Origin of the sequence: Variovorax sp. 22077, from assembly GCF_052044195.1 — a bacterium.
GTDB lineage: Bacteria > Pseudomonadota > Gammaproteobacteria > Burkholderiales > Burkholderiaceae_C > Variovorax > Variovorax atrisoli.
The window spans coordinates 203,212-214,859 of sequence record NZ_JBQEQC010000001.1 but is presented as its reverse complement, the minus strand read 5'-3'; the positions used below and the strand labels follow the sequence as shown (position 1 = coordinate 214,859).

At 67.1% G+C, this 11,648-nt stretch carries 7 protein-coding genes; 6 read left to right on the top strand and 1 reads right to left on the bottom strand.

What is annotated here, in order from left to right; genetic code table 11:
• The 3 genes from ACTJLF_RS00935 (at position 1) to ACTJLF_RS00925 (ending at position 7,128) form a co-directional block, all read left to right on the top strand.
• Positions 1 to 5,109 carry a malto-oligosyltrehalose synthase gene (locus ACTJLF_RS00935; protein WP_440882313.1) on the top strand — a complete coding sequence of 1,703 codons (5,109 nt, stop codon included), beginning with the start codon at positions 1 to 3 and terminating at the stop codon, positions 5,107 to 5,109.
• A gap of 277 nt (positions 5,110 to 5,386) precedes the next feature.
• Positions 5,387 to 6,232: a hypothetical protein gene (locus ACTJLF_RS00930; protein WP_440882312.1), complete on the top strand. Its 846-nt coding sequence runs from the start codon at positions 5,387 to 5,389 to the stop codon at positions 6,230 to 6,232.
• Positions 6,229 to 7,128 (top strand): hypothetical protein, encoded by a 900-nt coding sequence (locus ACTJLF_RS00925; RefSeq protein ID WP_440882311.1) that lies wholly within the window; start codon positions 6,229 to 6,231, stop codon positions 7,126 to 7,128. The genes ACTJLF_RS00930 and ACTJLF_RS00925 overlap by 4 nt, the downstream gene beginning before the upstream one ends.
• Positions 7,129 to 7,164: 36 nt before the next feature.
• Here the strand turns inward: ACTJLF_RS00925 and ACTJLF_RS00920 are convergent, their stop codons facing one another.
• Positions 7,165 to 8,238 (bottom strand): helix-turn-helix transcriptional regulator, encoded by a 1,074-nt coding sequence (locus ACTJLF_RS00920; protein ID WP_440882310.1) that lies wholly within the window; start codon positions 8,236 to 8,238, stop codon positions 7,165 to 7,167.
• A gap of 149 nt (positions 8,239 to 8,387) precedes the next feature.
• Between ACTJLF_RS00920 and ACTJLF_RS00915 the strand changes: the two genes are divergently transcribed.
• From ACTJLF_RS00915 to ACTJLF_RS00905, 3 genes are all read left to right on the top strand, one after another.
• The gene (locus ACTJLF_RS00915) at positions 8,388 to 9,245 is read left to right on the top strand and encodes a LysR family transcriptional regulator (RefSeq protein ID WP_440882309.1); all 858 of its coding nucleotides are present in this window, start codon (positions 8,388 to 8,390) and stop codon (positions 9,243 to 9,245) included.
• Positions 9,246 to 9,350: 105 nt separating this feature from the next.
• A complete protein-coding gene (locus ACTJLF_RS00910) occupies positions 9,351 to 10,523 on the top strand; it encodes an agmatine deiminase family protein (RefSeq protein ID WP_440882308.1) in 1,173 nt (390 codons plus the stop codon).
• A gap of 96 nt (positions 10,524 to 10,619) precedes the next feature.
• Positions 10,620 to 11,639 carry an agmatine deiminase family protein gene (locus ACTJLF_RS00905; protein ID WP_440882426.1) on the top strand — a complete coding sequence of 340 codons (1,020 nt, stop codon included), beginning with the start codon at positions 10,620 to 10,622 and terminating at the stop codon, positions 11,637 to 11,639.
• The last annotated feature ends 9 nt before the right edge of the window (positions 11,640 to 11,648 follow it).

Genomic DNA, 11,648 nt, shown 5'->3' with positions numbered 1-11,648 from the left:
ATGAGCGAGCCGCATGACGCGGTCACTGACGAACTGGTTCGGCTGTGCGAACACCACGGCATCGCCACCAGCTATTTCGATGCCTTCGGGATTCGCAGGGAGGCCAGCGCAGGCTCCCTGATGGCGCTGCTGGCCGAGTTCGGCGTCCGGCTCGGCCGCGTGGCGGATGCCGGGCCCGCACTGGAGGCGGCGCGACACGCAAGCCAGGCCCAGGCGCTGCCGCCGGTGCTCGTCGTTCGAACGCCTGCGACCGGATGGCAGGTGCGGCTGCGGCTGGCGCCATCGACCGGGCGGGTCCGCTGGCAGTTGCAGGACGAGCATTGGACAGTGCTCGAAGGCGAGAGCGACGTCTCCCCGGACCAAACAGCGCAGGGCGAACGCACCCTGCACGTCCCTGTCGAGCTCGAAGCCGGCTACCACCGGCTGCGCGTGGAGGGCCTGCCCGGCGAGACGCTGGTGCTGGCCACTCCCGGGCGATGCTACCGCCCGTCCGCCGTGCAGGACGGCGGACGCGTGTGGGGCGTGGCCGTGCAGCTCTACGGGCTGCGCTCGCCGCGCAACTGGGGCATCGGCGATTTCGGCGACCTGGAAGAACTGGCGGTGCGGACGGCCGGGCAGGGCGCCGACCTCATCGGGCTCAACCCGCTGCACGCGCTGTTCGCAGGCACGCCGGAGCATGCAAGCCCGTACAGCCCCTCGTCGCGGCAGCAGCTCAACGTGCTCTACATCGACGTCGAGGCGGTCGATGGCTTTTCCAGCTGCCCTGCCGCGCGAGAAAAGGTGGGCTCGCCGGACTTCCAGCAGCGCCTGGCCGCGCTGCGCGCTTCGCCGCTCGTCGACTACGCCGGCGTGGCGGTGGCGAAGTTCGAGGTGCTGGAGCTGCTCTTCGCACATTTCCGCGAGCGCCACCTCCCGCCGGAGGGCGTACCTGACGAAGCGGGCAGGGCGTTCCTCGATTTCGTCGATCGCCGCGGCGAGGCCCTTCGACGTCACGCGGTGTTCGAGGCCCTGCGGGCGCACTTCCTCTCCACCGAAGAAGGCTCTGGCGACTGGCACTCATGGCCCGACGCATGGCGCAATCCCGATTCCGCCGAGGTCGCCGCGTTCGCGCGCGTGCATGCGGACCGCGTGCACTTCCACCAGTACCTGCAGTGGGTGGCCGACCGGCAGCTCTCGCACGTCGCGGCGCGCTGCCGCGCGCTGGGCATGGGCGTGGGCCTCTATGCGGACCTGGCGGTGTCGGTCGACCGCAGCGGCTCCGACGCGTGGTCTTTCCAGCAAGGCTTTGCCGAAGGCGCCAGCATCGGCGCGCCGCCCGACGAGTTCAACCCGGCCGGCCAGCGCTGGGGCCTGCCGCCGCTGAAGCCGGGCAGCCTGCGCGCCGACGGCTACCGCTTCTTCATCGAGACGCTGCGCGCCAGCATGCGCGCAGCGGGCGCATTGCGCATCGACCACGCGATGGGCCTGATGCGGCTCTTCTGGATTCCACCCGGACGCGGGGCGGGCGAGGGCGCATACGTCTACTACCCGCTGGAGGAGATGCTCGCCATCGTCGCGATCGAAAGCCATCGCCAGCGCTGCATGGTGGTGGGCGAGGATCTCGGCACGGTCGAGGACGCGGTGCGCGAGGGCCTCTCTCGAGCCGACGTGCTCTCCTACCGCCTGCTCTACTTCGAGCGCCGCCACGGCGGCGGCTTCAAGGCGCCGGCCGAATATCCGCCGGCCGCGCTGGTCGCGATCAGCACGCACGACCTCGCGACCTTCGCGGGCTGGTGGACGGCGGCCGATCTTCGCGAGCGGCTGGCGCTGAACCTGTTTCCCGATCCGGCCGTCTTCGACAAGCAGCTGGCGGACCGCATGCGCGAGCGCGTCGAGCTCATCCAGTCGCTGCTGCAGGAAGGCCTGCTGTCCCGCGACGAGGCCGCCGAGGCTGCCGGCCTTTCGATGCCTTCGCCGCGGCTGGTGGAGGCGGCGCATGCCTTCCTCGCCAGGACGCCATCGGCGCTAATGGCGGTGCAATTGGAGGACGTGGCCGGCACCGTCGAGCAGGCCAACATGCCGGGGACGGTCGACGAACACCCCAACTGGCGCCGCAAGCTCGCGCAGCCCTTGGCGGCGCTGGCGCAGGGCGATCGCATGCGCGGACTGGCGCGGGTGCTGGGCGAAGCGCGGCCGCGGCAGCCGAATCACGAAGCGCCGGCCGGCCTGCAGACGCGCATTCCGCGCGCCACCTACAGGCTGCAGTTCCACAAGGACTTCGGCTTCGACGACGCCATCCGCGTGCTGCCCTACCTCGCGAAGCTGGGCGTGAGCCATGTCTACTGTTCGCCGATACAGCGCGCCCGGCCCGGCAGCATGCACGGCTACGACGTGGTCGCCCATGCCGAGATCAACCCCGAGCTCGGCGGCGCGGAGGGCTTCGCCCGCTTCGTCGATGCGCTGAAGGCGAACGGCCTGGGCCAGCTGCTGGACATGGTGCCCAACCACATGGGCGTGTTCGGCGCCGACAACGCCTGGTGGATGGACGTGCTGGAGAACGGCCCGGCCTCGCTCTTCGCGCAGCACTTCGACATCGACTGGCAGCCGCTGAACCCCGAGCTGGCCGGCAAGGTGCTGCTGCCGGTGCTGGGCGGGCACTACGGCGAGGTGCTGGAGAGCGGCGAACTGGTGCTGTGCTTCGAGGAAGCGGCCGGCAGCTTCGCCATGCGCTATTTCGAGCACCGCTTTCCGGTGGGCCCCGAAACCTACCCGACAGTGCTGGAGCCCGCGCTCTCGCGGCTCGGCGGCGTCGATGCGGACCGGCTCGCGAGTCTTTCGACTGCCTTCGGGCGACTGCCGGGGCGCAATGCCACGTCGCCGCACGAGCAGGCCGAGCGCGTGCGCGACAAGGAGCTGCTCAAGGCGCGGCTCGCGGACCTGGCCCTTGGGCAGCCTGAGGTGGCCCGTACGGTCGCCGCCGCGGTGGCCGAGTTCAACCTGGCCTCGATCGAGGGTCGCGACGCGCTGCACGGGCTGATCGAGACGCAGGCCTACCGGCTCGCGCACTGGCGCGTGGCGGCCGACGAGATCAACTACCGCCGCTTCTTCGACATCAACGATCTCGCGGGCGTGCGCATGGAGCGCGACGAGGTGTTCGAGGCCACGCAGTCCTTCGCGCTGGACCTCGCCGCTTCGGGCGCGGTCGACGGGCTGCGCATCGATCACCCCGACGGGCTGTACGACCCCGCGGGCTATTTCCGCAAGCTGCAGGAAGGCTATGCACGACGCGCCGGCCTGGCGCTGCCGACCCATGACGCCGGCGGCCGGCTCGCGCGGCCGCTCTATGTGGTGGCGGAGAAGATCGCGGCCGCGCACGAGGAGGTGCCCGACAGCTGGCACGTGCACGGCACCACCGGCTACCGTTTCGCCAACGTGGCCAACGGCGTGCTGGTCGATACCGCAGGCGAGGACAGCGTGCTGCACGCCTGGCAGCGCTTCAGCGGCGTGACGGAAGACTTCGCCTCGATCTGCCGCGAAGGCCGGCGCGAGGTGATGCGCAACGCACTGTCCTCGGAACTCAACGTGCTCTCCGGCGAGTTGCTTCGCATCGCCCGTGCCGACCGGGGAACGCGCGACTACACGCTCAACGCGCTGCGGCGGGCGCTGGCGGGCGTGTGCGCATGCATGAGCGTCTACCGCACCTACATCGTCGAGGGGCCGTCCCCGCAGGATGCGCACTTCATCGACGAAGCCGTGGCCGAGGCCGCGCGGCGCAGCGGTGATGCCGACTTGTCGGTGTTCGAGTTCCTGCGCGGGGCGCTGCGTGGCGAGGCCGCCGACGGGGCGCCGCCGGCCCTGGCCGAGCGGGTGCGCCGCTTCGCGATGCGCTTCCAGCAGTTCAGCGCGCCGGTGGCGGCCAAGGGCGTGGAAGACACGGCCTTCTACCGCTACTTTCCTCTGAGCTCGCTCAACGAGGTGGGCGGGGAGCCCGATCTTTTCGGCATCGAGGTCGAGCAGTTCCACGAGCTCTCGGCCGACCGCGCGCTGCGCTGGCCGCACACCATGCTCGCAACCTCGACGCACGACAACAAGCGCTCCGAAGACGTACGCAACCGCATCGACGTGCTTTCGGAGATTCCGGACGAATGGATGCACGCCCTGGCGCGCTGGCACGGCAAGTGCCGCGGATCGCGCGTGCAGCTGCCGGGCGGCGGCGAGATGCCATCCCCGGCCGACGAATACCTGCTCTACCAGACCCTGCTGGGCACCCTGCCGCCGGGCGGGCTCGCTGCTGCAGAGCTTCCGGACTACGCCGATCGAATCTGCCAATACATGCGCAAGGCCGCGCGCGAAGCCAAGCTGTGCACGCGCTGGACACAGCCGGACGAGCCGTACGAATCGGCTCTGGAGCACTTCGTGCGCGAGATCCTGGCTCCCGCCGAAAACGGGGAGGAGGGCGCCTGCCTGCGCGACATCCGGCAGCTGTCGGACCGGCTGGCGACGCTGGGCGCCTGGAACAGCCTGACCCTCACCTTGCTGAAATACGCCTCGCCCGGCGTGCCCGATCTGTACCAGGGAAGCGAGCTGATCGCGCTGAGCCTCGTGGACCCGGACAACCGTCGCCCCGTGGACTACGCGCTGCGCCAGCAGCTGCTCGATGAGCTGGACCAGACGGCCGGCAGGAACGATCTTTCGTCACGTATTCCGGCGATGGCCGCGGCCCCTCACGATGGTCGCGCGAAGCTCTGGTTCATCTGGCGCCTGCTGAGCTTGCGCCGGTCGCAGCCGCTGCTGTTTTCCGAAGGAAGCTATGAACCGCTGGCAGTCGAGGGCCCGCTGGCGCGCCACGTCGTGGCGTTCGCGCGGCGGCATGGCGACCAGGCCGTGCTGGTTCTGGCCGGCCGCCTGTTCGCGTCGATGTCTGGAGAAGCCGCTGCGCCGAGACTGCCGGAGGCGAGCAGCTGGGACGGCACGACCATCCGTCTGCCGGGCTGGCTCGCTGGCGCTTCGTTCCGAAACCTGCTGACCGGGGAGGCCGTCTCTGCCTCAGGGGATGCGGCGCGCCTTCGCCTCAGCGAAGCATTCGTCGCGATGCCCTGGGCTGCGTTGGCCGTGGCTGGCACGCGCTGAGATGAATGAGTCGGTCGGTTTGACAGGCGCCGACACCAGGTCCCCGCTGCGGACAGGCCGATGCGTGCAAACGTCGAAACAATTGCCTGGAATCCTGTGAAGCGATTGCTTCGACAAGCCGCGGCGTGATTCGACATGGGACGACCGGACGCTCGCTCTGGTCCGACCTGTGGTCTCGATACCATGTGCCGGCGGAGTCCGCATCCTGAATATTGGAGATGCCGCAGCAGGGGAGGCGTTCGACAATTCGGCGCCATCAAGCCCACTCGACTTCGAGATGATCGAACGCTTCATCCTGCCCTTCGGGAGGAATGTCTCTTTTCCGAATTCGAATCCGGAACCGCCTCGCCGGCTTGCTGCGCTGGTTGTCACAGCCTCATTGCTGTCAGGCTTCCATTCCAGCTCACTCGCTGAAATCCGCCTATGGAAGCGCGGCGCGCCGGGTGGGTTGAACGCCGTGCTTTATGTTCAGAACACGGGCACACAAGCGCAGCAGTGCGCCGTGTCCTGGGCCGACGCCAATCGTGCCTTCGGCAACGGGCATACGGTGATCGTCAAGCCGGGCGCCACGGAGAGCATCCAGACGGGCGTGGTGGCGGTCAACGAGGAGGCTCGTTGTCATCCATGGGTCGATCCGCAGGAACAGCGAGCCCAGGAGGAGCGGCGGCGCCGGGAAGCCGATGCCCAGCGTGCAGATGCCCTGCGCAGGAGCCAGCAAGAGGAGCAACGGGCGCGGCAGCAGCTTTTCGGGGCGCCGGCCGAAGCAGCGAAGGCCGGCAGCACCGGCGTCGGGCAGCAAAGCGGTGCTGCCGTGACCCCGCACGCAGCAGCGGCGGCGCAGGCTACCGCGCGTGCTGCTCCGGCCTTGGTGCGTCCCGCACAGGCCGCCGCGCCTTCTTCGCCGATCTACCCGCCGCCGCCCGACCCTTCCGTGACGCGCGCCAGCCGCGCAACGCAGTTGATCGGCGCAGTGGGAGCGGGTCTGGACGCAATGAGCCGTGCATCCGAGCGTGAAGAGCAGGAAAAGCTCTATCGGCAAGATCGGGCGGCGCAGATCGAGAACGATGCCAGGCAGGCTGTCGGAAATGGTGCAGACGTCAATCCATGGGGGGTCGAGAAATGACGCGGGTTCGCAAGCATGTTCTTGCAGTTGCGCTCGCCGCAGCGCTTATCTCCTTGGCAGGATGCGCGACTCATCCGTGGGAGCATGAGCGAGCAGCCGAGAAATGGATCGAGAGCACGGTTGTTCCCATTCAAAAGTCGCAGCCCCAACAGGCCGTCGCGCTGCTGCAAAAGCGCCTGAACGAGGAGTGCGCGCCCATCGAAGGTCTGGGAAAGATGTCCTTCTGGCAGATGAAGGGCTACAACGGGGAAAGCGGCAATCACCGGGCTTGTGCCCTCTACAGCGCGCAGCTCGCGATGGTGCTGTATCAATCCGGGCAATTCCGAGAAGCGGTTCCCTACATGTCGCAGGCGCTGCTCGACAAGGCATCGAGAGTGCCTGGGACCACCCCGCCCCTCAATGGCATGCTGTGCGAAAGCATGAGCTGGTACGGTGTCCGTGACCCTCAGATGCGCAGCGCACCGCTTTTCGTGGCGTACTTCGACACCATGGAGAAAGCCGGCGACGCACGGGCGAAGGACTTCATGTACAAGTCCTATCTTTGCCGCCTGGACGTCGACTACGGCGCCAGTCCGACGGCGCTTGAAGACGAGTTTGTGATGCGGACGCGGGCGTACTACGGAGAGGATGCGGCCCAGAAGAGTCAGCAGTACATCACGGTGATCCACCGCAAGCTGAAGCCCGCTCGCTTCGCGCTGCAGTCACAGCCCTACACCCCGCAAAGATTGGCGAAGGACGCCGAGCTCCTGAACAACGCGATCGCGCAAGTGCGACGCCAGGGATTGGATGCCCCCATCGGGACCATGCCCTCGCCGTATCCGCTGCACTTGCAGGCCTTGATGGCCGACAAGGAAAGAGCCCTCAGAACCAACGCCACGAATGAAGCGTACAAATAACGAAGGCGGCACGAGCCGGGGAGGGGGAGCGGCGCCTTACATCCCGGTGACCAGCCGCACCAGTTCAGCGAGCCGGGTCACGCCGGTCTTCTGGTGGATGGATTTGATCTGCGAACGAATGGTGCCGATCGACACCCCGCGGGACTCGGCGCAGGCCTGGGGCGTGAGGCCTTGAACGCAGATCGAGGTGCAGACTTCGCTTTCGGCCTGAGTGAGGCCGAAAACGATGCGCAGGCTGCTTTGTCGTTCCGCCATGGATCGATCACCGGAAGCGACCATCAGCGTCAAGGGCCTCTGCCAGTCCCTGGCCACCGCAGAGCTGGCTGACAACGGAGTCAAGCGCAGCACCAAAGGGCTGTGGGGCGCCGGTCGTCGAAGGGCGATCGCGCCTTGACGGCAGGCCTCGTGCCATTCCCGTGCCGTCGATGGCGATGGCGGCGATGGCTCGAAACGGCCGTTCACGAAGCGCAGCGCCTTCTCGCGCGCCATGAGCCTGCTGGCCGCCGAATTCGCGCGCAGCAAGCGCCGCGAATCGTCCAGCACGAAGATCGCGCAGCCCAGGGCATCGAACACCGATTCGACGTGGTTCACCTGCTGTTGCGAACTCTCAAGCTGGGCTTGCAGGCGCAACGCTCGTCCCATATGCGTGCCAATGCTCTGGAAGCTTTGTCGGGAGGAGGTCGACCCGATGTCGTCCGTCCCGCCATGCAAGCTCAAGAAGTGCGACAACCTGGTTGTCCTGGAAACGAATGCGCCTTCCCAATACCCCAGGTCCAGGGGACGCAGGAATTCCTGGTGATAGATGCTGTGCGAGCGCTGTCTGTCCCGATTCCATTGCCGGTCGTCGTACCAGCGGCCCACGTCCCATTCCGCGGCCACGGCCCGGGACGGGTCATATCGATGAAATTCGTCGTTGTAGCCCTGCTGGATCTTGCTGGCCAACTCGTCGTCGTCGGCCGCGACATCGCTGGCAAGGGTCTGGCCGGCGCCATCCAATGTCACGATGGCGACCAGTCGAGTGCCCGTCAGTGCACGAATCCGGTCGAGGGCGCATCGCCACGGCTGCTCGCCCATGCCTGCGGCGTATATGTTCTCGATCAGTGCTTGCATCTAACTACCACCTTGCTCCGGACGAAGAGGGGTTCCATTTGCCATCTATTATTTAACATAATACACATTGTGTGCGATATGGATGGATTCCGGGGAGGCCATCCCCCCGAAAATCCAGAAAGCAAATCTACCTCCGCGGACTGTTCCCCATGTCCAACACCAGACTGCCTTCCTTCAGATTCCTGATCGGCTTCGAAGCCGCTGCCCGCCTGGGGAGCTATTCGCGGGCGGCGGACGAACTGAGCATCTCCCAATCCGCCGTCAGCCACCAGATCGCCCAGCTCGAAGAGCAAGTCGGCCAGCCGCTGTTCCGGCGCAAAGGACGCGGCGTCGAATTGACGGTCTCCGGGCGCTTGCTGCTCGACAGCGTCGGCAAGTCGCTCGACCAGATCCGCAACGGGCTCGACCACATTGAAACCTACATGGACGACAGCCTGGTCACGCTGGTCTGTCCGGCGACGATCGCCGAAGGCTGGCTGCAGCCGCGCCTCGAGATGCTGCTGCGGGAGCATCCAGCGCTCTGTCCGATCATCTCGATCGACGAGACCGCACGCTACATCGACGAGATGGACGTGGATATCGCCATCACCCGCGAGCCGCTCAGGCAGCGCGGCGTGTTCGAGGTCCCGCTGCTCGAAGACGAACTCGTCGCAGTCGTGCATGCAGATTCCGCCGACAAGGCTGCCGCCGGGTTGCTTTGCCTCGAATCCGACCTCACGAGCGACCGCATCGGTCCGTTCATCCGCGAGCACTTCGGCAAGCTGCGCAGGCGCGCCATCTACGACGATCCGCGACTCCTGCTCGACGCAGCCTTGCGCGGCCACGGCGTGGCACTCGTGTCCCGCCTGTTGGCCGACGAAGCCCTGCACACGGGCCAGCTTCAGCGCCTCGTCGAGTACCCGAGCCTGTCGCTGGGCACGCTGTGGATCTCGCGCACCGAGGGCGAGCCGCGCATGCCGATGGTCCGCGGAGTGTTCGAGAGCCTGGTGCGTTACGCCAAGCCTTGAAAACCGAGTCATGAGCCAAATTGGCCGATCAGTCCAGAAAAGATCAATTTTCCAAATAGATAAACGTCAACAGAATCCGGGGCTCAGTAGTAACCCTTGATTTTCATGACAACTCGACGTGCCCTGATGGGCCTTGGCAGCCTCGGACTGATGAGCGGAATCCTGAGCGCATGTGGGGGAGGCGGTGGCGGCAATGGCCCGCAGGCACTTGTTCCGGTGCCGGCCCCTGCTCCTGCGCCCTCCCCGATCGCGCTCCAGCCCTCCCCGCAACCAACCGAAACCTGGCGGATTCCCGACGAGAGCGCTCCGCATCGCGCCGTATGGATGGCGTTCGCGGCCCGCGAATCGGTCTGGACCGCACCCATGCGCCAGCCGGTACAGCAGGCGCTGGCGCGCATCGCCAACGCCATCAGCGTCTACGAGCCGGTGAAGATGCTGGTGGGTGCGGAAGATTTCGCCACCGCGCGCCAGCTCTGCGGCTCCAACGTGGAACTGATCCAGCATGAGATCGACGATCTCTGGATGCGCGACACCGGCTGCGTCTTCGTGCGCAATACCCGCGGCGAGCGCGCAGCGGTGAGCTTCAACTTCAACGGCTGGGGCAACAAGCAGCCGCACACCCGCGACGCGACCGTGGCCGCCCGAATGGCGGAACTGACCGGGGTACCCCTGCTGCGCAGCCGGCTCGTGCTGGAAGGCGGCGGCATCGAAGTCGACGGGGAAGGCACGGCCATCATCACCGAGAGCTGCGTGCTCAACGCCAACCGCAATCCGGGCGTCACCAAGGCCGACGCCGAGGTCGAACTCAAGCGACTGCTGGGCCTGGAAAAGATCATCTGGCTGCCCGGCATCGCCAACCGCGACATCACCGACGGCCACACCGACTTCTACGCCCGCTTCATCAAGCCGGGAGTGGTCGTCGCGGCGCTGGAGAACGACGAGACCTCGTTCGATCACAGGGTGACGCGGCTTCATCTGGAGTTGCTGCGCGCGACGACCGATGCACGCGGCCGCGCGCTGCGGATCGTCGTGTTGGAAACGCCGGGCAAGGTGCGGCCGGAGTTCGCGCGCAAGGACTTCGCGGCCGGCTACGTGAATTTCCTGATCACCGACAAGGCTCTTTTCCTGCCCGAATTCGGCGATGCTGCGGCCGACCAGGCTGCCCGCAATGCGCTCGCGGCCCAATTGCCCAGCCACCAGATCGTCCAACTGAACATCGACGCCATTGCCTCCGGCGGCGGCGGCATCCACTGCACGACGCAACAGGAGCCCGTGTAGCAGGACACCGACATGCGCATGCCCCCTCCTCTACTGACCCGTCGCCGTCTGCTCGGCGGCCTGAGCCTCGCGCCCCTGGGACTGGCCGTGCCGTCGATGGCGGCGGCGCCCGAGTCCTGGCACATGCCTGACGAAGGCGATCCGCATCGTGCCACCTGGATGTCCTTCGGCGCTAACGAGGACGTCTGGGGCCGGCGCCTGCTGAAGCCGGTGCGCGAGCACCTGGCCAGCGTCGCGCGGACGATCGCGGCCTTCGAGCCGGTGCGCATGCTGGTGAACGAGGAAGACCACGATCTCGCGGCCCGCCTGTGCGGCAACCGGGTACAGCTCGAGGTGCAGCCGGTCGACGATCTCTGGATGCGCGACACCGGCCCCGTCTTCGTGCGCGACAGCGCCTCGGGCCAATGGGCCGGGGTGGATTTCAATTTCAACGGCTGGGGCCGCAAGCAGGAGCATGACCACGACGCGGAAGTCGCCGGTTACGTGACCAGTGCAGCCGGCGTACGGCGGCTGAGTACCCGCCTCGTGCTGGAGGGCGGCGGCATCGAGGTCGACGGGCAAGGCACGGCCATCATCACCGAGAGCTGCGTGCTCAATGCCAACCGCAATCCCGGCCTGGGCAGGGAAGCCTGCGAAGCCGAGCTGAAGCGGCTGCTGGGCCTGCGCAAGATCATCTGGCTGCCTGGAATCGCGGGGCGCGACATCACCGACGGCCACACCGATTTCTACGCCCGCTTCGCCTCGCCCGGCATCGTGGTGGCCGGCCTCGACGAGGACCCCGGCTCCTATGACCGGGCCGTGACCCGCCGGCACCTCGAGATCCTGAAACAGGCTACGGATGCCCGCGGCCAGCGGCTGCGTGTGGAAGTTCTAAGAGGGCCGGATTCCGTACGCCGGAAGCTGGAAACGCCCGAGTTCGCCGCCGGCTACATCAACTTCTACGTGTGCAACGGCGCGGTGATCGCGCCGCAGTTCGGCGATTCACGAGCCGATGGCAACGTCCGGTCGCTGCTGCAAGAGCTGTTTCCGCGCCGGGAGGTCGTTCAACTGGACATCGACGCCATTGCCGCGGGCGGCGGCGGCATCCACTGCACGACTCAGCAGCAGCCGGGCTGAGCAGGAGGA

Coding starts and splice junctions, on each gene's coding strand:
- ACTJLF_RS00935 (WP_440882313.1), top strand. CDS start 1: ATGAGCGAGCCGCATGACGCGGTCACTGACGAACTGGTTCGGCTGTGC.
- ACTJLF_RS00930 (WP_440882312.1), top strand. CDS start 5,387: ATGATCGAACGCTTCATCCTGCCCTTCGGGAGGAATGTCTCTTTTCCG.
- ACTJLF_RS00925 (WP_440882311.1), top strand. CDS start 6,229: ATGACGCGGGTTCGCAAGCATGTTCTTGCAGTTGCGCTCGCCGCAGCG.
- ACTJLF_RS00920 (WP_440882310.1), bottom strand. CDS start 8,238: ATGCAAGCACTGATCGAGAACATATACGCCGCAGGCATGGGCGAGCAG.
- ACTJLF_RS00915 (WP_440882309.1), top strand. CDS start 8,388: ATGTCCAACACCAGACTGCCTTCCTTCAGATTCCTGATCGGCTTCGAA.
- ACTJLF_RS00910 (WP_440882308.1), top strand. CDS start 9,351: ATGACAACTCGACGTGCCCTGATGGGCCTTGGCAGCCTCGGACTGATG.
- ACTJLF_RS00905 (WP_440882426.1), top strand. CDS start 10,620: ATGGCGGCGGCGCCCGAGTCCTGGCACATGCCTGACGAAGGCGATCCG.